This is a genomic window from Cryobacterium sp. CAN_C2 (assembly GCF_015751745.1).
In the GTDB taxonomy this organism is placed as follows: Bacteria; Actinomycetota; Actinomycetes; order Actinomycetales; family Microbacteriaceae; genus Cryobacterium.
In genome coordinates, this window is the sequence record NZ_JADOUX010000015.1 from 15,678 (window position 1) to 37,340 (window position 21,663).

At 65.6% G+C, this 21,663-nt stretch carries 21 protein-coding genes and 1 tRNA gene; 6 read left to right on the forward strand and 16 right to left on the reverse strand.

What is annotated here, in order from left to right; genetic code table 11:
• Nucleotides 1-125: 125 nt before the first annotated feature.
• From groL to IWX77_RS12230, 5 genes are all read right to left on the reverse strand, one after another.
• Nucleotides 126-1,745: a chaperonin GroEL gene (gene groL, locus IWX77_RS12210; RefSeq protein ID WP_196844787.1), complete on the reverse strand. Its 1,620-nt coding sequence runs from the start codon at nt 1,743-1,745 to the stop codon at nt 126-128.
• Nucleotides 1,746-1,886: 141 nt separating this feature from the next.
• On the reverse strand, nt 1,887-2,936 hold the full coding sequence (locus IWX77_RS12215) for a DUF3048 domain-containing protein (RefSeq protein ID WP_297413156.1): 1,050 nt from the start codon (nt 2,934-2,936) through the stop codon (nt 1,887-1,889).
• A 77-nt stretch (nt 2,937-3,013) separates the two neighbouring features.
• Nucleotides 3,014-3,217, reverse strand: a complete 204-nt coding sequence (locus IWX77_RS12220; RefSeq protein ID WP_035834941.1) for a cold-shock protein — start codon at nt 3,215-3,217, stop codon at nt 3,014-3,016.
• A 265-nt stretch (nt 3,218-3,482) separates the two neighbouring features.
• Nucleotides 3,483-4,046: a LytR C-terminal domain-containing protein gene (locus IWX77_RS12225; RefSeq protein ID WP_196844789.1), complete on the reverse strand. Its 564-nt coding sequence runs from the start codon at nt 4,044-4,046 to the stop codon at nt 3,483-3,485.
• A gap of 82 nt (nt 4,047-4,128) precedes the next feature.
• A complete protein-coding gene (locus IWX77_RS12230) occupies nt 4,129-4,449 on the reverse strand; it encodes a DUF3263 domain-containing protein (RefSeq protein ID WP_196844790.1) in 321 nt (106 codons plus the stop codon).
• A gap of 269 nt (nt 4,450-4,718) precedes the next feature.
• Between IWX77_RS12230 and msrB the strand changes: the two genes are divergently transcribed.
• Both msrB and IWX77_RS12240 read left to right on the forward strand, forming a co-directional pair.
• Nucleotides 4,719-5,120, forward strand: a complete 402-nt coding sequence (gene msrB / locus IWX77_RS12235; protein ID WP_196844791.1) for a peptide-methionine (R)-S-oxide reductase MsrB — start codon at nt 4,719-4,721, stop codon at nt 5,118-5,120.
• Nucleotides 5,121-5,798 carry a nitroreductase family protein gene (locus IWX77_RS12240; protein ID WP_327012184.1) on the forward strand — a complete coding sequence of 226 codons (678 nt, stop codon included), beginning with the start codon at nt 5,121-5,123 and terminating at the stop codon, nt 5,796-5,798.
• A gap of 111 nt (nt 5,799-5,909) precedes the next feature.
• On the opposite strand, the gene IWX77_RS12245 is transcribed toward IWX77_RS12240, so the two are convergent.
• The 4 genes from IWX77_RS12245 to IWX77_RS12260 all read right to left on the reverse strand — a co-directional run bounded on the left by IWX77_RS12245 (nt 5,910) and on the right by IWX77_RS12260 (nt 9,798).
• A complete protein-coding gene (locus tag IWX77_RS12245; RefSeq protein WP_297413126.1) occupies nt 5,910-6,905 on the reverse strand; it encodes a DMT family transporter in 996 nt (331 codons plus the stop codon).
• Nucleotides 6,906-7,080: 175 nt separating this feature from the next.
• Nucleotides 7,081-8,676: an ABC-F family ATP-binding cassette domain-containing protein gene (locus tag IWX77_RS12250; RefSeq protein ID WP_196844792.1), complete on the reverse strand. Its 1,596-nt coding sequence runs from the start codon at nt 8,674-8,676 to the stop codon at nt 7,081-7,083.
• Between the two features lie 79 nt (nt 8,677-8,755).
• Nucleotides 8,756-8,828: transfer RNA gene (locus tag IWX77_RS12255), tRNA-Thr, on the reverse strand.
• A gap of 118 nt (nt 8,829-8,946) precedes the next feature.
• On the reverse strand, nt 8,947-9,798 hold the full coding sequence (locus IWX77_RS12260) for a DsbA family protein (RefSeq protein WP_327012185.1): 852 nt from the start codon (nt 9,796-9,798) through the stop codon (nt 8,947-8,949).
• Between the two features lie 290 nt (nt 9,799-10,088).
• On the opposite strand from IWX77_RS12260, the gene IWX77_RS12265 reads away from it, so the two are divergent.
• Together IWX77_RS12265 and IWX77_RS12270 are read left to right on the forward strand one after the other, a co-directional pair.
• On the forward strand, nt 10,089-11,186 hold the full coding sequence (locus tag IWX77_RS12265) for an ABC transporter ATP-binding protein (RefSeq protein ID WP_196844794.1): 1,098 nt from the start codon (nt 10,089-10,091) through the stop codon (nt 11,184-11,186).
• Between the two features lie 67 nt (nt 11,187-11,253).
• The gene (locus IWX77_RS12270; protein WP_196844795.1) at nt 11,254-12,564 is read left to right on the forward strand and encodes a DUF4032 domain-containing protein; all 1,311 of its coding nucleotides are present in this window, start codon (nt 11,254-11,256) and stop codon (nt 12,562-12,564) included.
• An 81-nt stretch (nt 12,565-12,645) separates the two neighbouring features.
• On the opposite strand, the gene rlmB is transcribed toward IWX77_RS12270, so the two are convergent.
• The 4 genes from rlmB to IWX77_RS12290 form a co-directional block, all read right to left on the reverse strand.
• Nucleotides 12,646-13,791 carry a 23S rRNA (guanosine(2251)-2'-O)-methyltransferase RlmB gene (gene rlmB / locus IWX77_RS12275; RefSeq protein ID WP_196844796.1) on the reverse strand — a complete coding sequence of 382 codons (1,146 nt, stop codon included), beginning with the start codon at nt 13,789-13,791 and terminating at the stop codon, nt 12,646-12,648.
• Nucleotides 13,791-15,206: a cysteine--tRNA ligase gene (cysS, locus tag IWX77_RS12280; protein ID WP_196844797.1), complete on the reverse strand. Its 1,416-nt coding sequence runs from the start codon at nt 15,204-15,206 to the stop codon at nt 13,791-13,793. The genes rlmB and cysS overlap by 1 nt, the downstream gene beginning before the upstream one ends.
• Nucleotides 15,203-16,660: a 2-C-methyl-D-erythritol 2,4-cyclodiphosphate synthase gene (ispF, locus tag IWX77_RS12285; protein WP_196844798.1), complete on the reverse strand. Its 1,458-nt coding sequence runs from the start codon at nt 16,658-16,660 to the stop codon at nt 15,203-15,205. Before ispF ends, cysS begins: the two co-directional genes overlap by 4 nt.
• 104 nt (nt 16,661-16,764) lie before the next feature.
• Complete coding sequence (locus tag IWX77_RS12290) at nt 16,765-17,247, reverse strand: CarD family transcriptional regulator (RefSeq protein ID WP_196844799.1); 483 nt, start codon at nt 17,245-17,247, stop codon at nt 16,765-16,767.
• A 175-nt stretch (nt 17,248-17,422) separates the two neighbouring features.
• Between IWX77_RS12290 and IWX77_RS12295 the strand changes: the two genes are divergently transcribed.
• Nucleotides 17,423-17,950 carry a hypothetical protein gene (locus tag IWX77_RS12295; RefSeq protein WP_196844800.1) on the forward strand — a complete coding sequence of 176 codons (528 nt, stop codon included), beginning with the start codon at nt 17,423-17,425 and terminating at the stop codon, nt 17,948-17,950.
• A gap of 64 nt (nt 17,951-18,014) precedes the next feature.
• Here the strand turns inward: IWX77_RS12295 and IWX77_RS12300 are convergent, their stop codons facing one another.
• Together IWX77_RS12300 and IWX77_RS12305 are read right to left on the reverse strand one after the other, a co-directional pair.
• Complete coding sequence (locus IWX77_RS12300) at nt 18,015-18,698, reverse strand: response regulator transcription factor (RefSeq protein WP_196844801.1); 684 nt, start codon at nt 18,696-18,698, stop codon at nt 18,015-18,017.
• On the reverse strand, nt 18,695-19,885 hold the full coding sequence (locus tag IWX77_RS12305; protein ID WP_196844802.1) for a sensor histidine kinase: 1,191 nt from the start codon (nt 19,883-19,885) through the stop codon (nt 18,695-18,697). The genes IWX77_RS12300 and IWX77_RS12305 overlap by 4 nt, the downstream gene beginning before the upstream one ends.
• Before the next feature lie 181 nt (nt 19,886-20,066).
• Here IWX77_RS12305 and phoU point away from each other — a divergent pair, with 181 nt between their 5' ends.
• Nucleotides 20,067-20,723, forward strand: coding sequence for a phosphate signaling complex protein PhoU (gene phoU, locus IWX77_RS12310; RefSeq protein WP_196844803.1), 657 nt, complete (start codon nt 20,067-20,069; stop codon nt 20,721-20,723).
• 62 nt (nt 20,724-20,785) lie between these two features.
• On the opposite strand, the gene IWX77_RS12315 is transcribed toward phoU, so the two are convergent.
• Nucleotides 20,786-21,538: a phosphoglyceromutase gene (locus IWX77_RS12315; RefSeq protein ID WP_196844804.1), complete on the reverse strand. Its 753-nt coding sequence runs from the start codon at nt 21,536-21,538 to the stop codon at nt 20,786-20,788.
• Between the last annotated feature and the right edge of the window lie 125 nt (nt 21,539-21,663).

Here is a 21,663-nt window from a genome sequence, read left to right on the forward strand (position 1 = left end):
GCGTATCGACCGTTCTTCGCAAAACATGCCGTCACGCTCACAGGTCGGCTGCGGGGACGCAAAAAAGTGGGCGCCCCCCGGGGGAGACGCCCACTTCTGTGGTGCAGATGGTATCTGGCGGGGACTTAGAAGTCCATGCCACCCGAGGGGTCGCCGGCCGGAGCCGAGTTCTTCTCGGGCTTGTCAGCAACGACGGCCTCGGTGGTGAGGAACAGTCCGGCAATCGACGCGGCGTTGAGCAGCGCGGAGCGGGTGACCTTCACCGGGTCATTGATGCCGGCAGCGAGCATGTCAACGTACTCGCCGGTGGCGGCGTTGAGGCCCCATCCGACGGGCAGGTTGCGCACCTTGTCGGCGACAACGCCGGGCTCGAGGCCCGCGTTGAGCGCGATCTGCTTGAGCGGAGCGTCGATGGCGACGCGCACGATGTTCGCGCCCGTTGCCTCGTCGCCGACCAGTTCGAGCTTCTCGAACGCGGTCTTGCCAGCCTGGATGAGTGCAACGCCACCACCGGCGACGATGCCCTCTTCGACGGCAGCCTTGGCGTTACGCACGGCGTCTTCGATGCGGTGCTTGCGCTCCTTGAGCTCAACCTCCGTAGCGGCTCCGGCCTTGATGACAGCAACGCCGCCAGCAAGCTTGGCGAGGCGCTCCTGGAGCTTCTCGCGGTCGTAGTCGCTGTCGGTGTTCTCGATCTCGGCACGGATCTGCGAGACCCGACCGGCGATGGCTTCGACGTCGCCGGCACCCTCAACGATCGTGGTCTCGTCCTTGGTGATGACGACCTTGCGGGCGTTACCAAGCAGGTCGAGGGTCACGTTCTCGAGCTTGAGGCCGACCTCTTCCGAGATGACCTGTCCACCGGTGAGGATGGCGATGTCCTGCAGCTGAGCCTTGCGACGGTCGCCGAAGCCCGGAGCCTTGACGGCGACGGACTTGAAGATGCCACGGATCTTGTTCACAACGAGCGTGGCCAGGGCCTCGCCGTCGACGTCTTCCGCGATGATGAGGAGCTGCTTGCCGGTCTGGATGACCTTGTCCACGATGGGGAGCAGGTCCTTGATGTTGGAGACCTTGGAGTTGACGATCAGGATGTAGGGGTCTTCGAAGACCGCTTCCTGACGGTCGGGGTCGGTGACGAAGTACGCCGACAGGAAGCCCTTGTCGAAGCGCATGCCCTCGGTGAGCTCAAGCTCGGTGCCGAAGGTGTTCGACTCCTCAACGGTGACGACACCTTCCTTGCCGACCTTGTCGATGGCCTCGGCGATGATCGCGCCGATTTCGGTGTCGCCGGCGGAGATGGACGCGGTGGCCGCGATCTCTTCCTTGGTCTCAACCTCTTTGGCGTTCGCGATGAGCTCGGCGATAACAGCAGCCGTGGCCTTCTCGATGCCGCGCTTCAGGCTGATCGGGTCGGCGCCGGCTGCGACGTTACGCAGGCCTTCGCGAACCAGCGCCTGGGCGAGGACGGTTGCGGTGGTCGTACCGTCGCCGGCAACGTCATCCGTCTTCTTGGCGACCTCTTTGACGAGTTCCGCACCGATCTTCTCGTACGGGTCGTCGAGCTCGATCTCCTTGGCGATGGACACACCGTCGTTGGTGATCGTGGGGGCGCCCCACTTCTTCTCCAGAACGACGTTGCGGCCGCGCGGGCCGAGGGTGACCTTGACGGTGTCGGCGAGAATGTTCAGGCCGCGCTCAAGCCCACGACGGGCCTCTTCATTGAATGCAATGATTTTTGCCATATGTGTAACTCGTCCCTCCCGGACGTTCCAAACGATGATGGGGTTAGCACTCAGATGACGAGAGTGCTAAGACGATTCTGGCACTCTGGGGTCGAGAGTGCAAGCGAGCAACGGGGCTGGCGTGCGGCTCGTGGCCGACGGTCAGGGAACGAGGTCAGCCGAGCCGGTTCCGTTGGGCACGAGCTGAAACCAGGTATTGCCCGGTGCCAGCCGAATTGTCACTCCGTTGGCATCGACGAGGCGGATCGGTGCGGTCTGGGAGTCTTTGCTCCAGGTGGCCGCGAGGGTCTTTCCACCGGTCGAGATCGACGCTTCGCCCGAGGCGATGAGCTCGGTCTTGGGGATGCTCTGGTCGACGGTGACGTTCACTCGCAGCACGACGACGTTGGTGGCTCTCAGCTGGGCGCCGTCGGCACTGAGGTCGGGTGCGCCGTCCTGGGCACGCAGGTAGGCGACGGCTTCGGCGTTCCAGGTCCAGCTGCGGGCACTCGAGGTCGAGAATCGGGTGTTGATCACTGAAATCGGGGTGCCGTCCACGAAAGCGGATGCCCCGGCGGGCGCGGGCGCATAGGCGTACTGCTGCACGGGCGGGGCGACGGCCGCGTTGCGGTTGACGAATTCCGCGGCGGCGAGGATGACATTGTGCGGGGCCGCAGTGGCTTTCGAGCGGGAGAACAGGCCGGTCCTGTCGTAGTCGAAGATGGCACTGATCTGGCCGGTCGCGTTCATCGCGTCGACGAAACGTTGCTGCCCGCCCGAAAAAGCCACGAGGCCGCCGAAGGGAGCGATGATGTCGGGGTCCATCGGGCGAATCGATCGCACCGGGCCGACCTGGTCGGGGATGCTGGACTGCCACACCGCGACGTAACGGGTGATGCCGCCCTCGACCAGTTCTTCGAACACAAGGTCGGTGCGATCGATCGCGACCTGCGGACGGGCCGCAACATGGTTGTCGACCTTGGCCGCGAGTGACGGGTGAACCGACGACTCGGCTGCGACGGTAATCCCGGTCAGCGGTGCGATCTCCGTGGCGGCGGGGGCGACGTACGTCGAGGTCCAGGCGGGGTCGCCCGGCGTGGCGGAAGGCGCCGGAGTGCTGCCGGTGCATCCGCTCAGCAACAGTGCCGGCACGAGGAGGGCGAGCAGACGCGCGGTCTGCATCGGTTTAGCGGTGCGGGCTGTCTTTTTCATGGTCACCGGTAAACACTAACGCCGCCCGTTGCAGCGGGCGGCGTTAGGTGGGGGACAGACCCCGTTGGCGGTCTGGGTCAGGCCGGTCGAACCGATTCAGCCTGCGGGCCCTTCGCTCCGGCACCGACCTCGAAAACGACCTGCTGGCCTTCTTCGAGAACCTTGTAACCGCTCATGTCAATGGCGGAGTAGTGGACGAAGACGTCCTGGCCTCCCCCGTCGACAGTGATGAAGCCAAAACCCTTTTCAGCGTTAAACCATTTAACGGTTCCGTTCGCCATGTGGTACTCCTTGCTCAATTTCGACGGCAACGGCCCATTGGCTGTTCCGGGCCCTGCCGCAGAGACTGCGTTCATTGTGTGCGAGCAGCAAATCCCCGAGAGCAAGTCTTCTGTTGCAAGTTACCTTGGGCGAGCGTTCTTGATCCGGGCGGGTATTGCCCGAACAAAATGTGTGACCAAGACCAGATAATACTGGAGTCACAGCGGAAGAAAAGGGGCTTGACGAATCAGAGCGTGCCCACTAATTATTAGTGTTGGCTTCGGATCAGCCGGCCGGAATAACGTAATCGTTGCCAACGACGACAGTCAGGGCTGCGCCTGAATCGACGAAGCTGGTGGAGAGCACAATCTTCGAGCCCGGCAGCGATGCGGCGATACCTTGGGCGGCACCTTCCTGGCTCGCATCGACGTAGTAGATCACGGTGGTCGGTTCGGTGTCGGCGCTCGCGTTGCCCACGGCGCTGACCACCCAGCCGGCAGCGGTGAGCGTGTCACTGACGGATGCTGCGACACCGCCATTCGCGGATCCGTTCAGCACGTTCACGGTCAGCGCCGGGTCCACGGTCGCTTCGGCGCTGGGGATAACGGTCTCGGTGGGGGTCGGGGCCGCGCTGGCGGAGGGTAGCCCGGGAATGTTGGAGAAGTCGAGGCGATTGTTGATTGCAAAGATGCCCACGACGCCCACGACGATCAAAAGCACGGTGGCGCCGAGCGCCCACCAGAATCCGATCCAGCCGCGGCCCTTCCGGCCCGGGGCGCGGTGGGCGCCCACCCGGTCGAGGGCGTGCGTGTGGGTGTCGAAACGGTCTTTCTCAAATTCTCGCGCCATAGTGGTTGGATCCTAGGTTGGCCGGCCGGGCTGGAATCGAGCGGAAGCCGCGGCCGGTGTGCTGGCGGAAAGCGGGTGGGTGCTAGTCGTGCGTGGGCAGCGAACGACTGGCGCGTGCCTCGGATCGCACGGAACGCATCCGCTGCAGTCGTTTCACGAGCATCGGGTCAAAGGCCAGCGCCAGCGGTGAATCAACCAGTGCCCCCAATACTTGATAGTACCGGGCGGCCGACAGGCCGAAGGTGGCGCGGATGGCCTCTTCTTTGGCGCCCACGTGCCTCCACCATTGCCGTTCAAACGCGAGCACGGCTTCGTCACGCTCGCTCAGCTGCCTCGGAACCGGGGTGCTGGCGGAGGGCAGCGCAGAGGTGGGTGGTTCTGGGGTCGGTGTTCTCTCACTCATTGCTTGCATCTCTCCCCCAGGACAGTTTCGACGGTTCGTCCGCCGGGCTCATCCTATTTGTGGGCGGCTGGATGTTGCCTCCGGCACGCCCGGAACGGCGCAGTCGAGCGAGCGTGTGGCGGCCGTCTCGTCGTCGATGGGCAACCGATGGGGTGCCGTGCAAACGCTGCAAAACGGCCGCGCCCGGAATGCGCGTGTGGCCGCACGAGTTTAGGCTGGGTAGACGCTGTCCGGCCTCTACGGCCAGCCGGAACGAAGGGATATCCACCATGGACTACGCAATCAAGAAGTCAAACAGCGAGTGGCGCTCCGAACTGGGCCCGGAGAAGTTCGCGGTGCTGCGCGAGGCTGGCACCGAACGCCCCGGAACCGGCGAACTGCTCGACGAGGGTCGGGCCGGCATTTATACCTGCGGTGCCTGCAACGCCGAACTGTTCAAGAGTGGCACCAAGTTTGATTCCGGTTGCGGCTGGCCAAGCTTCTACGAATCGGTGCGGCCCGAAGCAGTCGAACTGCTCGAAGACCGCTCGCTCGGCAGCGTGCGCACCGAGGTGCGCTGCGCGAACTGCGGCTCGCACCTGGGGCACGTTTTTCCCGACGGATTTGGCACCCCGACCGGCGATCGCTACTGCATGAACTCGATCTCGCTCAACTTCACGCCCGCCGAGTAGATGGTCGAGCCAGACCCGCTCGTCGAGTCTTATCCGCTGGTCGAGCCGAACCCATTGGTCGAGCTTGTCGAGACCACAAACGCCGTCAACGACATGGTCTCGACCAGCTCGACCAGCTCGACCACCGTGCTCAGACCCGTCCTGGCCGCGGTGCAGCGGCGGCGCTCGCACTCCAAGGTGACGGCGCTCGCGCCCACCCGGGCGGAGCTACTGCCTCTCGTGGTGGCGGCGGCGCGGGTGCCCGATCACGGCGCGTTGCGGCCGTGGCGGCTGCTCGAGTTGCGCGGCGAGGCCCGCGAGCGGCTGGGAGAGGCGTTTGTGGCGGCATCCACGTGTGAAGGTAGCGACGCGATCAAGCTGGCGGGCAAGCCGCTGCGAGCTCCGCTGCTGATTGCGGTCGTCGCGGCGCGGCGCGTGAGCGACAAAGTGGCCGGCTGGGAGCAGGATGCTGCGGCGGCGGGTGTTGCGCACCTGCTCACGCTGCTGCTCAATGACTCCGGCTGGGGCGCGATGTGGCGCACCGGACCGTTTGTGCGCACCGCTCCGGTGCGGGCGCTGCATTGCCTTGAGGCCAACGAAGAGCTGCTCGGCTGGCTCTATGTCGGTGGTGTTCCGGCGGGATCGAAGCCGGGCGTGCGGATGTCGATCAACCCCGAGGAGTTTCTCACCGTGCTTTAGCCCCGTTGGTCGAGGCAAAACCCGTTGGTCGAGCTTGTCGAGACCATATCGTGCACGGATTATGGTCTCGACAAGCTCGACCAACGAACAACGACCAGCGTATCTCGACGGTTAGCCGACGTGGCCGGGGCGACGCCACCGCACGGCGGCGATGACCACGGCCACGAGGGCGAGCGCGGTGCCGGCAATCGTCGTCACGCCGAGCGGATGCCCGGCCGACGGTGCGAGCAGATCCAGCGCGAGGGCGCAGACCAGCTGGCCAGCCACGATGCACAGGCCGAGCATGAGCACCCCGGTGGTGCGCACGACGAGAGCGGCCCCGGCGATGAAGATGCAGCCGATCAGTCCGCCGGTGTAGAGCCACGGGTTGGCCGGCAAATCGAGCGCAAATCCGACCACCAGGCCGTTCACGACCGCGGCGAGCACGAGGGCGATGGTGCCGGGGAGAAAGTTCAGAAAGGTCGCCGTGAGGGCGCTCTGCGCGGTGACCCGCACCTGACCGTTGACGGCCTGCTGCCAGCCCTGGCCGATGCCGGCGATCAGCGGTAGCGCGAGCAACCAGAGCGCACCGCTGCCGTGCAATTCGCCGCTCACCGTGAACCCGACGGCGACCAGGGCGAGCAGGGCGCCGACGATCTTGGACGCGTGCAGCGGACGCCGACCACCCGGGCCGATGCCGAAGCGGTCCATGAGCACGCCGCTCACGGTCTGGCCGGCCACGACGGCGACGGTGAACAGGGCAATGCCCAGCGGCGCGGCGACGAGGCCCTGCGACAGCACGAAGAGGGCACCGGCCAGGCCACCGAACAGGTGCCACCACGACAGGCTTTTCGCCGAGACCGCGCGCGCGACGAGTTGTAGGCCGCGGCGTCCGCGGCGGAACACGATGAGGCCGAGGCTGAGAATGACCAGGCCGGTACCGAAGGAGATGACGGCGGCGGTGAATCCGTTGCCGATTTGATGCCCGAGTTCGCCGTTCACCCGGGATTGCACGGCGTACAGCGCACCGATCAGCACCGAGAAGACGAGTGCAAGCCAGACCGGCACAGCGGATGCTGCGGGCGCGGCCGAGGCATCCATTCGGGTTTGTGCGCGCGTCTGGGTCACGTGGCAATACTACGAGACGGAGGCCGGAGGGCGAGACGAGGGCGGCCACACAGGGCCGATCTCGCCGCGGGCCCACCTCCGGGCACTGGTTCCATGATGGCCCCATGATCTAATCCGGGCCCACGTTCCGGGCCCGGGCCCGGAACGTGAAACGGAGGCCGGCGCAGCGGGCGGGCTAGGCTGCGCGCACCTCGATCTCGCCGGGAGCGGCGCCGTCACTGCCGAAGACGAGGTGGCGATTGGCGATCTTGTCGGTGAAGAACCGGTCGTGGCTGACGACCACGACGGCGCCGGGAAAGTGCACGAGGGCGCGTTCCATCACCTGGGTGCTCGACATGTCGAGGTGGTTGGTCGGTTCGTCGAGCAGCAGCACCGAGGCACCGGAGAGCAGGCACTGGGCCATGGCGACGCGGGCGCGCTGCCCGCCCGAGAGGGTGCCGATCTTCTGCTTGAGGTCGGCCTCGCTGAACTGGAACATGGTCAGAAAGCGGTTGACCGACTTCTTCGTCGCGGTGAGGGCCAGGCTGCCGGGCATGGCGTTGACGGCATGACTGACCGTATCGCTCTCGTCGAGTTCGGCGAGAATCTGGTTGTACGAGACGACGCCGGCGCCGCTGGCCCAGGCGACGTCGCCGTGGTCGGCCGTTTCCTCGCCGGTGAGTACGCGCAGCAGGGTGGTTTTGCCGCTGCCGTTACTGCCGAGCACGACGATGCGGTTGCCACGGTGCACCTCAAAGCTGAGGTTCTCGAACAACAGCTTGTTGCCGTAGCTCTTGGCGAGGCCGTCCACCCGGCAGAGTACGTCTTTGACGTGCAGATTGCCGTAGATCTCGGTGATGATCTGGTCGACCGGGCGCGGCGTGCGCGACTTCTTGATGTGCGCGAGCTGGTTGTCGAGCTGGCGGCTCTTCGCTTTGGCGGCTTCGCGGCGGTCGGAGATGCCCTCGGCCTCAAAGGCGAGCAGCTCGGATTCGTGGACGAACTGGGCCTCGAGGGTTTTGAGTCGAAACTGCTTCTGCACGATGTACTCGCCGAAGTTGCCGGGGTATTCGTGCAGGTGAAAGTTCTCGACCTCGATGATGCGGGTGACGACGGCGTCGAGAAATTTGCGGTCGTGCGAGACAACGATGGCGGCACCCTTGAAGCTCTTGAACCAGGCTTCGAGCCACTCAACACCGGCCACGTCGAGGTAGTTCGTGGGCTCGTCGAGCAGCAGCACGTCGGGGGCTTCGAGCACGATCTTGGCCAGGGCGGCACGGTTGCGCCAGCCGCCGGAAAGCTCGTCGATGGCGCAGACGCGGTGCGCCTCGTTGAACCCGAGGGTGGTCAGCGCGGTGTCGATGTGGCGCTTGTAGTCCCAGCCGTCCAGGCGGTCCATCTCCTCGAACAGCTCGCCCTGGCGGGTGATCAGCCGGTCGAGTTCGGCGCTGGCCGAGGAATCGAGGGCGATCGCCGCGTCGATCCCGGCGAGTTCGGCCTCGGCCGCTTTCACGGCCACGAACAGTTCGTCGAGCACCTCGGTGATGGTCTGCTCGCCATTGAGCTCGGAGAACTGGGAGAAATAGCCCACGGTGACGCCCTCCTCGAGGGTGACCTCGCCGGTGTCGGGCGAGACCTGGTCGAGGATCAGCTTGAGAATGGTGGACTTGCCGGAGCCGTTCTTGCCGATCAGGCCGACCCGGTCACCGGGTTCGAGGCGAAAGAACGCTTCGCGCAGAATCTGCGTGTTCTCAAAGCGAATGCTGACGTCGTTCAGCCGGATCAGGCTCATGCGTGTTTCCTCTCGGAGGTGCCGGCGCCGAGCTGCGCTAGAAGACCCCGGCATCCCAGTCGGGAGCAGGGGGTCACAGGGCCGGCCACGGGACTTGAACCCGTAACCCCCACTTTACAAGAGTGGTGCGCTACCAATTGCGCCAGGCCGGCATGAGGCATGGGCCTCAAGGAACCATCCTAAATGATTTCAGCGCCGCCACGGGCACCGCCGAAGCGGATGCGCGCGGCGCGCGCCGGCGCATCCGCTTGACGGAACGAACGGCTAAAGCTACCCGCCCGGCGTCGGGGTGGGCGTCGGCGTCGAGGTGGAGTAGGTCTCGCCAAGGGCCTGCTGCACGAAGGACGCGAATTCCTTCGGGTCCTTGAGTGAGCCGGTGTACGGCTTGCCATTGACCAGGATGGTGGGGGTTCCGATGATGGACTTCATCGAGGAGTTGGGGATGGGGCCGTCGAGCGAGCGATCGGTCGCCGACTTGACCCACGACTCGTAGGTGCCGTCGTCGATGCAGGAATTGATGCTGGACACCGCCGTGCTCACGCCCGAACCCTTGGCGACGGCCTTGAGCTCCGCGTTGCTGCGGCCGGGCGAGGTTTCTTTCGGCTGGTCGACGAACAGCGCGGAGCTGAAGGCGAAGAAATCGTCGGGCGAGTAGTTGGCGACGCAGGCTGCCGCGTTCGCCGCCCGCAGGGAGTACCTGGTGCCAGCGGATTTGCTCGTGAGAATCGCCACCGGGTGAATTTCGACGGTCGCCGCGCCGGAGTCGACCCACTGGGCGATCTGCTCGGTATTGGCGCCTTCGAAGTCGCCGCAGAGCGGGCACAGATAGTCGACGTAGATGCGAATGTTCGCGACGGCGCCGGTGGGATCCGGTTTGGACGGCCGGGGCTTGGCATCGGGATCCAACGCGGGAGTCAGGGCCGTGACCATGCCCTCGCCGATCAGCGCACCGTCACTGGCCATGTTTTTGGGGCCGGGACCGGCCGGTTTGATCGAATTCACGATGATGACGGCGACCAGCACGACGATGGCGATTGCGGCGATGCCGATGCCGCCCTGCAGAAAGACCCTGTTGCGGCGGTCCTTCTTCTTCTGACTGACCCGAAGCTGTTTCGCCTTCACCCGGGCGGCGTCACGCCGGCGGTTCTTTGAGGGACTGCTGTCGCTTGGTCCGCCAATAGTCATAGAGGATCGCTTTCGAGAAGTAGGGGCGCGCTTGGACGCACCTGTCGAATAGTAGATGCCCTGACTGGGAAACGACCAAACGGGGAGCCGACCTCGAAAATCTGAGCCGCGGCATCCGTCGTGTAATAATGAGATGTATGCGTGCTGACTTCGGTCGACACGCGGCGAACAAATACTATTCACAACGGATCGTCCGGCACGTTCCTGCCGGTGAAGGAGTAATAATCATGGCTTCCGTGACCTTTGACAAAGCAACCCGGCTCTACCCGGGTTCCACCCGACCGGCTGTTGACCAGCTCGACCTGCAGGTCGCCGATGGCGAATTCCTGGTTCTGGTCGGCCCGTCCGGCTGCGGCAAGTCCACCTCGTTGCGTATGCTCGCCGGCCTCGAAGAAGTCAACGATGGCGACATTCTCATCGGTGAGCGCAATGTGACCGATGTTCCGCCCAAAGACCGCGACATCGCGATGGTCTTTCAGAACTACGCGCTGTACCCGCACATGACCGTCGCCGAGAACATGGGCTTCGCGCTTAAAATCGCCGGTATCAACAAGGATGAGCGCGCCGTCCGCGTGCTCGAAGCCGCCAAGCTGCTCGACCTGGAGCCGTACCTCAGCCGCAAGCCGAAGGCGCTCTCCGGTGGCCAGCGGCAGCGCGTCGCCATGGGCCGCGCGATCGTGCGCCAGCCGCAGGTGTTCCTGATGGACGAGCCGCTCTCCAACCTCGACGCCAAGCTGCGCGTGCAGACGCGTACGCAGATCGCCAGCTTGCAGCGTCGTCTCGGCGTCACGACCGTCTATGTCACCCACGACCAGACCGAGGCGCTCACCATGGGTGACCGGATTGCGGTGCTGAAGGACGGCATCCTGCAGCAGGTCGGTTCGCCGCGCGACCTGTACGCGAAGCCGCAGAACGTGTTCGTGGCCGGCTTCATCGGCAGCCCCGCGATGAACCTGTTCCTCGCGGACACCGTCGACGGCGGCATTAAGTTCGGCACCGCGATCGTTCCGGTGCAGCGCGAGACGCTCGCCAGCTCGACCGGCAAGAAGGTCACCGTGGGTATTCGCCCGGAGGACATCCAAATGTCGTCCACAGCCGGCGAGGGCCTGCAGATTGAGGTCGACCTCGTCGAAGAACTCGGCGCCGACGGCTACCTCTACGGTCACTCCACGATCGAGGGCAAGCGCACCGACATCGTCGCTCGCGTCGATGGCCGCTCGCACCCGAACGCTGGCGAGACGGTGTACCTCACGGCCACACCGAACCACCTGCACGTGTTCGACGCCGAAAGCGGCCTCCGCCTCGGCGGCGCCGTCACCGACTGATCGGTTCTGGAACGGCTGGAGGGAGTTCGCTCCTTCCAGCCGTTTTTTCGTAAGTTAGGGTCAAATAATGAGCGGTTCCCTCAATATCATCTCGGCCACGGCCGACCCTGCCCTGCTCGACCTGCCGTGGCAGCTGCCCCTCGACGCCTGGCCGAATGAGAACATCGCCTCGCTGCCCAAGGGCATCTCGCGGCACCTCGTGCGGTTCGCCCACCTGAGCGGGCGGGTGGTCGCCATCAAGGAGACCACGAGCGAAATGGCCAAGCGCGAGTATGACATGCTGCGCACACTCGCCAACCTCGAGATCCCCTGCGTCGAGCCGGTCGCCGTCATCACCAACAGAACGGATGCCGACCTCGAGCCGCTCAATTCGGTTCTGGTCACGCGTCACCTCAAGTTCTCACTCCCCTACCGTGCCCTGTATTCGCACGCCCTTCGACCGGATACCGCCACCCGGCTGGTCGATGCCCTCGCCGTACTCCTCGTGCGCGTGCACATGATCGGGTTCTTCTGGGGCGATGTTTCGCTCTCGAATACCCTGTTTCGGCGCGACGCCGGCGCGTTCGCCGCCTATCTCGTCGATGCCGAAACGGGGCAGTTGTACTCGGGCGGACTCTCGAATGGTCAACGTGAGAATGATCTCGAGATTGCCCGGGTGAATATCGCTGGCGAGCTCATGGATTTGGAGGCCGGCGGCCGCGTGGCCGACGAGCTCGACCCGATCCGGGTCAGCAACGGGATCGTCGCCGCATACCGACTGCTCTGGACGGAGCTCACCGGCTCGGAATCGTTCTCCAACTCCGAGCGCTGGCGCATCACGCAGCGCGTGCAACGCCTGAACGACCTCGGTTTCGACATCGAGGAACTCGCCATCAAGACCGACAGCGCCGGTTCGAGCGTTCGGATTCAGCCGAAAGTCGTTGACGCCGGGCACCATCAGCGTCGACTGCTGCGTCTGACCGGGCTCGACGCCGAAGAGAATCAGGCCCGGCGCCTGTTGAACGACCTCGACTCCTACCGGGCCGCCTACGGCGACCCCGGTGCCGACGAGGAGATGGTCGCGCACGAGTGGCTCGTTCGGGTGTTCGAGCCGGTGGTGCGGGCGATTCCCGAGGAGCTGCGGGGCAAGCTCGAGCGGGCTCAGGTGTTTCACCAGCTGCTCGATCACCGCTGGTTCATGGCGCAGAACCAGTCGCGGGATATTCCGTTGGCCGAGGCGGTGACGTCGTACGTGCAGGATGTGCTGCGGTACCGCCGCGACGAGGCGACCGTGATCGACCCGCTCACCGGCACCATCACGCTGCCCATTCGCACGCAGCTCGGCGACGACGCGTCCACTGAACCCGGCGACGCCGACGACTGGATGCAGAAGGTCTAGCGCTCCCCTCCTCTCGTGTTGTCCGGGCCCGGGCCTCTCGTGTTGTCCGGGCCCGGGCCCGGTGCACAGAGAGGGGAGGGGCTAGTGCTTGGCTTTCTTGATTTGGGCACGGAGACGAGCCACCTCGTAGAGGGTGACGCCGACGGCGATTCCGGCATTGAGCGACTCGGTCGCGGCGCTGATCGGAATCGAGACGATCGCGTCGCAGGTCTCGGTGACGAGGCGGGACAGGCCCTTGCCCTCGCTGCCGACGACGATCACGATCGGACGCTCGGCGAAGCCGATGCCGAGGTCGGGCAGAAAGATATCGCCGCCGCCGTCGAGACCGAGCACAAACACCCCCTGCGCCTTGAGCGCCTTCAGCGTCTGGGTGAGGTTGCTCGCCATGGCGACGGGTGTGCGTGCCGCGGCGCCGGCGCTGGTCTTCCAGGCGGAGGCGGTCACGCCGACCGAACGACGCTGCGGCACGATGATTCCGTGGCCACCGAACGCAGCGGTCGAGCGGATGATCGCACCCAGGTTGCGCGGGTCGGTGATGCCATCGAGAGCCACGAACAGCGGCTTGTGGCCGCGGCTGATGGTGAGTTCGAGCAGCTCCATCGGGTGCGCATACTCGTAGGCGGGAACCTTGAGCGCGAGACCCTGGTGCACGGCGTCGCGACCGGCGAGACGGTCCAGCTCGGGGCGCATGACCTCGAGAATGGGGATGTTGCGGCTCGTCGCCATCAACAGCACCTCCTTGACCCGCTCATCCATTTCGATGCGCGCGGCAATGTAGAGGGTCAGCGCGGGAATCTTCGCGCGCAGCGCCTCGAGCACCGAGTTGCGCCCGGTGACAATCTCGTGCTCGTCGATCTGCTTGGCCCGGCGCGTCGAGGATCCGCCGCCGCCGGTGTTGCCGGTGCCGCGCTGGGGGGCACCCTGGGAGGCGCCACGGACGCCACCACGCGGGGTTCCGCCACGGGCTGCTCCGGCGGGGCCGCCGCGCGCGCCGCCACGGTTGCTCGTCGCATCCGCTGCGGGGCGCGAGTTGAAGCCGCCGGCCGCGGTGAAGCGCTCGGCGGCCGCCTTGCGCTTGCCGGCGGGGTGGTACGGACGGTCTTCGGCCTTCGGGGTGGGCTTTTTGCCCTCAAGCGCCTGCCGGCCCTGGCCGCCGGAGCCGACCTGGGCTCCGCGGCTGCCCTTGCGCACCGCTCCGGTGCGCGATTTGCGGTCTAAGTTCTTCATCAGTCAAAGCTCCAATGGGCACCCGACGGGGTGTCTTCGATGGTGATTCCGGCGGCGACGAGTTCGTCCCGGATTCGGTCTGCGGCCGCATAGTCGCGGTTTTCCCTGGCGATGTTGCGGTCGCCGAGCAGTCGCTCGACCAACGCACTCAGGGCCACCATGGCCGGTTCGTCCGTCGCCACGGCCCAGCCGGGCGACAAAGGGTTGATTCCCAGCACTTCGCTCATCGCGAGTACTTCACTGCGAGCGGATGCTGCAGCGTGAAGGTCTTCGGCATCCAGCGCGGCGTTGCCGGCACGGACGGTGTCGTGGAGCACGCCGAGCGCCTGCGGAACGGCGAGGTCATCGTCCATCGCCGCGGCGAAATCATCGGGCACGACCTCGACGCCGCTCCCGGCGAAACGGGTGCCGGCAAGCCGGCGGTCGGCACGGTCGAGAAAACTTTCGACCCGTTCCAGGGCCGCTTCGGCCTCGGCCAGTGAACCATCGTTGTAATCGATGGTCGAGCGGTAGTGGGCGGCTCCGAGAAAATAGCGCACGACGATGGCCCGGGCCTGGTCGAGCAGTTCGACCGCAAACACCGAGTTACCAAGCGACTTCGACATCTTCTGCCCGTTGACGTTGACCAGGCCGTTGTGCACCCAGTAGTTGGCGAAGTCGCTGCCGGCCGCGTTCGACTGGGCGAGCTCGTTCTCGTGGTGCGGAAACCGCAGGTCGAGGCCGCCGCCGTGAATGTCGAAGTGGTCGCCGAGGTAGCGGGCGGCCATGGCCGAGCACTCGATGTGCCAGCCGGGACGGCCTTGGCCCCACGGCGAGGGCCAGGCGGCCGAGGTGGGTTCGCCCGCCTTGTGCCCCTTCCACAGGGCGAAGTCGCGCACGTCGCGTTTGGCGCGGGGGGAGACATCCGTCGCCGCTTCCATGTTGCCGGGCGACTGGTGGGTGAGGGCGCCGTAGGCGGGCCAGCTCGCGCTGTCGAAGTAGACGTCGCCGGACTTGTCGGGGGCGGTGTAGGCGTGGCCCCGTTCGATCAGGGTCGCGATCATGGCCTGCATCTCGGTGATGCTCGCGGTCGCGCGCGGTTCGTAGGTGGGGGCGAGAATGCCCAGCCGCTGGTAGCCGACGGTGAACTCGAGCTCGTACCGGTAGGCGAGGGCCCACCACTGCTCGTTCGAGCCCTGTGCGTTGATCAGAATCTTGTCATCGATGTCGGTGACGTTGCGCACGAAGGTGACGTTGAGGCCGCGGTAGCTGAGCCAACGGCGCAGCTGGTCGTAGACCAAGGCGCTGCGCAGATGGCCGATGTGCGGGCTGGACTGCACGGTGGGTCCACACACGTACATCGAGACCTGGCCCGCTACGAGGGGGACAAAGTCACGTAAGGCCCGAGCCTTCGAGTCGTACAGTTGCATGGTCACACCTCCCAGTTTAGGTCAGGGGTCATGCCCGGCTCGGGCGTGCGGCTGGGCGCGGTCGGCTGCCCGGGGCGCGGGGCGGGGTAGACCAGCGCGGTCGCCGTCGCCGCCACGCCCTCGCCGCGGCCGGTGAAGCCGAGCGCGTCGGTCGTGGTCGCGGCAATATTGACCGGTGCCGAGAGGATGCCGGCGAGTAGCCTTTCGGCTTCGGCCCGACGCGGCGTGAACCGGGGGCGGTTGCCGATGATTTGCACCGAGACGTTGCCGACGAGGTAACCGGCGGCGTAGACCAGACGCACGGTTTCGGTGAGAAAGACGTCGCCGTGCGCGCCGCTGAACCGCGGGTCGGCCGTACCGAAGACGCTGCCGATGTCGCCGAGGCCGGCGGCGCCGAGCAGGGCGTCACAGATGGCGTGCGCGGCGACATCACCGTCGCTGTGTCCGCTGAGGCCGCGCTCCCCCGGCCAGTACAGGCCGGCCAGCCAGAGCTCGGACGTGTCGGTCTTGTCGTCCTCGGTGGCGAAGGCGTGCACATCGAGGCCGGTGCCGATGCGTGGAAGGAGCGGGGGCTGCGACGCTGCGGCGGCGGCATGCAGGATGAGGTCGGCGCGTTCGAGGTCTTCGGGGGTTGTGATCTTGAAGGCGAGCGGGTCGCCGGGAATGACGCGTACCGGGTGCCCGGCGTCGGCGACGAGGGCGGCATCGTCGGTGAGCGCCTCGAACCGTCCGTTCTGCACGGCCCAGGCGCGGGCGGCCTCGAGCATGGCTCGGGGAAAACCCTGCGGGGTCTGCACCGCGGAGAGCTCGGAGCGGTCGACGGTGCCGAGGATGGCGCCGGAGCCAGCGACGCGCTTGATGGTGTCGACCACGGGCAGGCCCGGAATGATGCCGTAGCCGGTGGCGCGCACCGCGGCGACGACGTCGTCACAGAGGGCGGCGGGCGTCAGCGCGCGGGCGGCGTCGTGCACGAGCACGATGTCGACGCTCGGCAGCAGGGCGCTCATGCCCCGGTCGACCGAGTCCTGGCGGGTGCGTCCGCCGGCGACGATCGTGACCGTGCGGACAAGGCCCGCGGCGGTGCTGGTCGACGCAGTGTCGGTCGCTGGGGGGTGTGTCGCCGTAGGGCCCGGCCCGACCGAGTTGGAGGAGGCGAGCGCTCCGTGGCGGTTGGCGGCCTGTTCGGCGATGGCGCGGGCATCCGCTACCCGATCGCTAGGGGCGACCACGATGGTCTGCACCGGTTCAGTCATGCCGAAAATGGAATCCAGGGCGTGGTCGAGCAGGGAGCGCATATCAAGCAGAACGAATGCTTTGGGTTCGGCGTGGCCAAGGCGGGTTCCGCTGCCGGCGGCGACAACGATGACGGCGACCGTGGCCGCAGCGGCGGCGGTACCGGAAACGGGTTCGGCACGGGCGCCCGGGAGGTGCGCGGCCGGCAGCGCGAGGGGAACAGTCATATCTGGAGGGTATCTATCTGGGTTCGGGCTGAACAGCACGCTGGGGACGAACACGCAAAAGGCGGCACCTGTCGGCGCCGCCTCCCACGAAGCAAATGAAGAATTCAGGAAGCGAGGACCTCGTCGAGAACGGTGGAGGCCTTCTCTTCGTCGGTTTTTTCGGCCAGGGCCAGCTCGCTGATGAGAATCTGGCGAGCCTTGGCCAACATGCGCTTTTCACCGGCGGACAAGCCACGGTCCTGGTCACGACGCCACAGGTCGCGCACGACCTCGGACACCTTGAGGACATCGCCGCTCGCCAGTTTTTCAAGATTGGCCTTGTACCGGCGAGACCAGTTCGTGGGCTCTTCGGTGAACGGTGCACGCAACACCTCGAAGACCTTCTCGAGGCCTTCCTTGCCGATCACATCGCGCACGCCGACGAGGTCGACGTTCTCGGCAGGAACCTCAATGGTGAGATCTCCCTGGGTGACATTCAGCTTGAGGTACAGCTTCTCTTCGCCCTTGATAATGCGGGTTTTCAATTCGGTGATCATCGCAGCGCCGTGATGGGGATATACGACGGTTTCACCAACCTCAAACAGCATGGATGTGATCCCTTCAGCAGCGCAAAGCTTACCACAGGCGCAAGGTGCTACAGTACGCGCGCCCGCGAGGGGTGCCGACGATAAACCCCTGCCCACACACGCCGCTAAGCTAGTAACACAGAGAATTCTGCAGCGCCGGCCCACCGTCGAACGCTGCTTCAGTAGTGGAGGTCTTGTGAGAGCGCGCATCGCTGCATCCGTTGTATTGGCTGCTGGCATTCTGTTGGGCACGAGCGCGTGCGGGTTTTTTGCACCGCAGGCCACCATGATTCAGTACAACGCGAGTGACGGTGTGAGCGGGGATGTCGGAAAGATGCACATTCGCAATGCCCTGCTGCTGTCAACCGACGGCGAACGGGCCAACCTGGTCGTCTCCGTCGTGAACCCGACGGACACCCAGCAGAGCCTGCTCGTGCAGTATGAGTCCAGTACCGGAAAGGTGTCGCGGGAAGTTCCCGTCGACGGCAACACGACCGTGACATTCGGCACCGACGGCGCCCCCTCGGTGGTTTTGGAGAACATGGACAGCCAGCCCGGTTCGCTGTTCCCGGTGTTCTTCCAGTACGGCGAAGAGACCGGCGTCGAGCTGCTGCTGCCGGTTCTCTCGGGTATCCAGGGCGAGTATTCGACCCTGATGCCGACGCCCGCACCGACCGAGGCGCCATCAGAAACACCGACCCCGACAGCCACGCCCTCGGCGTAACCCGCGCCGCGTACAGCTCAGGCCGCCATCCTCTCGGGGACGGCGGCCTGATGTGTGTCTGGGTTCAGGCTTCGAAGCGGTAGCCGAGGCCGCGCACGGTCACGAGCATCACCGGCTCGGACGGTGCCGCCTCGATGCGTGAGCGGATGCGTTTGATGTGCACGTCGAGGGTTTTCGTGTCGCCGAAGTAGTCGGTGCCCCAGACCCGGTCGATGAGCTGGCCGCGGGTGAGCACCCGTCCGGCGTTGCGCAGCAGAAACTCGAGCAGTTCGAACTCTTTCAACGGCATGTTCACGATCTCGCCGGAGACCGTCACCACGTGTCGTTCCACGTCCATGCGCACCGTGCCGGCCGTGAGCATGGTGTCCATGTCGGTCGCGCTCTGATCTTCGTGCCGACGAAGCACCGCGCGAATGCGGGCGACCAGTTCACGGGTGGAATACGGCTTGGTAACGTAGTCGTCGGCGCCGAGCTCGAGCCCGACCACGATGTCGATCTCGGAATCCTTGGCGGTGAGCATGATAATCGGCACCGTCGAGCGGGTGCGAATCTCCCGGCACACCTCGGTGCCGGGAATACCGGGCAGCATGAGGTCGAGCAGAATGAGGTCGGTGCCGTTCTGGTCGAATTTGCTGATCGCGCTCGGTCCGTCTTCGGCGACGACGACCTCGTAGCCTTCACGTTCGAGCAGGAAGCTCAACGGTTCGCTCAGGGCGCTCTCGTCTTCAACCAAGAGAATGCGTGTCATTGTGTGTCTCCTGCGGCCGCACGGGCGACCGGTCGCGGTTTGGTCGGGCGTGGTTCGATCATGGGGCCAGCCGCCTCGGGTAGGCGGATGGTGAAGGTGGATCCGCTGCCGGGCTGCGACCAGACGCGAATGTCGCCGCCGTGGTTCTGCACGACGTGTTTGACGATGGACAGGCCGAGGCCGGTACCGCCGGTGTGACGGGACCGGGCCTGGTCAACGCGAAAGAACCGTTCAAACACCCGGTTCAGGTCGGTGTCGGCAATGCCGACCCCCTGGTCTGTCACGGTGATCTCGACGATGCCCTTCTGCAGGCGCACACCAACGCCGACCCGCGACCCCTCGGCGGAGTAATTCACCGCGTTCGCGACGAGGTTGTGCACGGCGACGGTGAGCAGGGCTTCGTCGCCATAGACCTGGGCGCCGGACTTCTTGCCGATGACGATGGTGATGCTTTCGGCTTCGGCGACGACCCTGCTTTGGTCGACGGCGGCGGCGACGATGTCGTCAACACTGAGATTCTCCGGTTCCGCGAGCGCGTCCTGCGCCTGCAGCCGGGACAGTTCGATGATCTCCTGGGTGAGGCGGCCGAGTCGGGCCGACTCCGTCGTTAACCGGTTGGCGAAGCGGCGAACCTGCTCCGGCTCATCCGCCGCCTTGTCGAGCGCTTCGGCGAGCAGGCCGACGGAGGCGATGGGAGTCTTGAGTTCGTGGCTGATGTTGGCCACGAAGTCACGGCGCACCTCGTCGAGGCGAAACGCTTCGGTGCGGTCTTCGGCCAGCAGGAGCACGTAGCGGGTGCCGAGCCGGGCCAGGCGCACCCGAAAGCGCATGCTCGCGTCGCCGAACGGACCGCGGGAGAGCACGAGGTCTTCGGAGATCGGCTCGCCGGTCAGGCGCACCCGCCGGGCGAGTTCGAGCAGTTCCGGGTGCACGAGCTGCTGATTCCAGACCAGGCCGAGGGTCAGGGCACCGGGGCTGGTTTTGATGACATTGTTCGACGGGTCGAGCACAACCCCGGCGGTCTCGAGGGCGTCGAGCACCTGGTCGATACCGTCGGGAACGGCCGGGTTAACCACCTCGGAGGCGCGCCGCCCGTGTCGTTCGGCGAGGTGCAGCAACGACACGAACCCGGCACCGACACCGAGTCCGAGTGCCAGCGACAGCAACACCAGCCACGTCGATTCCATAACCTACAGATTACTGACAGTCTTTGACCGTCGTTCGCAGCGGACCCCGCCCGCGCCCTGTACTTTAGAAAGTGTTCAAGTGGGCGGCACCTGCCGTTAACCTGAATTCGGCATCATAAACCGGTGCCCAAGGCTGGCCACACCGATCGTGCGTGTTCGCGCGGCAAGGAAGGATCACCCCATGCGCGATGTATTCCAACAAGAACTCGCCGAAGTTCAACAGCGACTCGTCGACATTTCGCGCCTCGTCGCGATCTCGATGGACAAGGCCACCCGCGCCTTCAACAAGAGTGACGTGAGCCTCGCCGAAGAGGCCATCACCGAAGACGAGAAGATCGACGAACTCTCGGTCGAGCTCGACGAACTGGCCATCACCATTCTCGCGCGCCAGCAGCCGGTGGCCCGTGACCTGCGCATCGTGGTCAGCGCACTGCGCATCAGCGCCTCCCTCGAGCGGATGGGCGACCTTGCCACACACATCGCGCAGCTGGCCCGTTACCGCTTTCCCGACAAGGTCATTCCCAAGGGGCTGCGCGGCACGTTCGCCGAAATGGGCGCGCTCGACGTGGTCATCGCGAACATGCTCACCGAACTGCTCACCCACCAGGACCTGCAGCTCGCCGATACGATCCGCAACGAAGACGACAAGGTCGACGCCCTGCACCTGAGCGTGTTCGAGGCCGTTCTCGGCGAAACCTGGAAGGGTCTCGCGGCCGACACCGTTGACGCAACCCTGGCCAGCCGGTACCACGAACGTTTCGCCGACCACGCGGTCTCGATCGCGAAGAAGGTGCAGTACCTCGCCACCGGCGCCTGGCACCAGGACGACCACATCTGATCTCGGGTACGAAAAAGGCCCCGGAGCATCCGCTCGCGGGGCCCGTTTCGTGACTGGGCCGGCTACCTCTTGTTGCCCTGGGCGGCTACGGCGGCCGCGCCGGCCGCGGCGGCCTCCGGATCAAGGTACTGGCCGGGGCCGAGCGGCATGAGGTCCTCGCCGAGCTGGTAGACGAGCGGGATTCCGGTGGGAATGTTCAGCCCGGCGATATCGGCGTTGCTGATGCCGTCGAGGTGCTTGACCAGTGCACGCAGGGAGTTGCCGTGCGCCGTGACCAGAACGGTCTTGTTCTCCCGCAGGTCCGGCGCGATGTCGGACTGCCAGTAGGGCAGCATCCGCTCAACAACGTCTTTGAGGCATTCGGTGCGGGGCAGGTCCGGGCCGAGGTCGGCGTAGCGCGGGTCGTGCGCCTGCGAGAACTCGGAATCGTCGGCGAGAACGGGCGGCGGGGTGTCGTAGGAACGGCGCCACAGCATGAACTGTTCCTGGCCGAACTTGGCTTGGGTGGCGGCCTTGTCGAGGCCTTGCAACCCGCCATAGTGGCGTTCGTTGAGGCGCCAGGAGCGCTTCACCGGGATCCACAGGCGGTCGGCTTCTTCGAGCGCGAGGTTCGCGGTCTGGATGGCGCGGGAGAGCAGGCTGGTGTGCAGCACGTCGGGCAGCAGGCCGGCGTCCTTGAGCAGCACGCCGGCGCGCGCGGCTTCGGTGGTGCCCTGGTCGCTCAGACGAACGTCCACCCAGCCGGTGAACAGATTCTGCTGGTTCCACGTGCTTTGGCCGTGGCGGAGAAGGACGAGTGTGTAGGGGGCAGACATGTGCCCACTCTATCGACCGTAGACAGTGCGTTGGTCGAGCCCGTCGAGGCCACTCTGAGGTTGTGATCTCGACACACTCGACCAACGGGCCTTGGTCGAGCGTGTCGAGATTTCGACCAACGACG

Coding starts and splice junctions, on each gene's coding strand:
- groL (WP_196844787.1), bottom strand. CDS start 1,745: ATGGCAAAAATCATTGCATTCAATGAAGAGGCCCGTCGTGGGCTTGAG.
- IWX77_RS12215 (WP_297413156.1), bottom strand. CDS start 2,936: ATGAAAAAGACAGCCCGCACCGCTAAACCGATGCAGACCGCGCGTCTG.
- IWX77_RS12220 (WP_035834941.1), bottom strand. CDS start 3,217: ATGGCGAACGGAACCGTTAAATGGTTTAACGCTGAAAAGGGTTTTGGC.
- IWX77_RS12225 (WP_196844789.1), bottom strand. CDS start 4,046: ATGGCGCGAGAATTTGAGAAAGACCGTTTCGACACCCACACGCACGCC.
- IWX77_RS12230 (WP_196844790.1), bottom strand. CDS start 4,449: ATGAGTGAGAGAACACCGACCCCAGAACCACCCACCTCTGCGCTGCCC.
- msrB (WP_196844791.1), top strand. CDS start 4,719: ATGGACTACGCAATCAAGAAGTCAAACAGCGAGTGGCGCTCCGAACTG.
- IWX77_RS12240 (WP_327012184.1), top strand. CDS start 5,121: ATGGTCGAGCCAGACCCGCTCGTCGAGTCTTATCCGCTGGTCGAGCCG.
- IWX77_RS12250 (WP_196844792.1), bottom strand. CDS start 8,676: ATGAGCCTGATCCGGCTGAACGACGTCAGCATTCGCTTTGAGAACACG.
- IWX77_RS12265 (WP_196844794.1), top strand. CDS start 10,089: ATGGCTTCCGTGACCTTTGACAAAGCAACCCGGCTCTACCCGGGTTCC.
- IWX77_RS12270 (WP_196844795.1), top strand. CDS start 11,254: ATGAGCGGTTCCCTCAATATCATCTCGGCCACGGCCGACCCTGCCCTG.
- rlmB (WP_196844796.1), bottom strand. CDS start 13,791: ATGAAGAACTTAGACCGCAAATCGCGCACCGGAGCGGTGCGCAAGGGC.
- ispF (WP_196844798.1), bottom strand. CDS start 16,660: ATGACTGTTCCCCTCGCGCTGCCGGCCGCGCACCTCCCGGGCGCCCGT.
- IWX77_RS12290 (WP_196844799.1), bottom strand. CDS start 17,247: ATGCTGTTTGAGGTTGGTGAAACCGTCGTATATCCCCATCACGGCGCT.
- IWX77_RS12300 (WP_196844801.1), bottom strand. CDS start 18,698: ATGACACGCATTCTCTTGGTTGAAGACGAGAGCGCCCTGAGCGAACCG.
- IWX77_RS12305 (WP_196844802.1), bottom strand. CDS start 19,885: ATGGAATCGACGTGGCTGGTGTTGCTGTCGCTGGCACTCGGACTCGGT.
- phoU (WP_196844803.1), top strand. CDS start 20,067: ATGCGCGATGTATTCCAACAAGAACTCGCCGAAGTTCAACAGCGACTC.
- IWX77_RS12315 (WP_196844804.1), bottom strand. CDS start 21,538: ATGTCTGCCCCCTACACACTCGTCCTTCTCCGCCACGGCCAAAGCACG.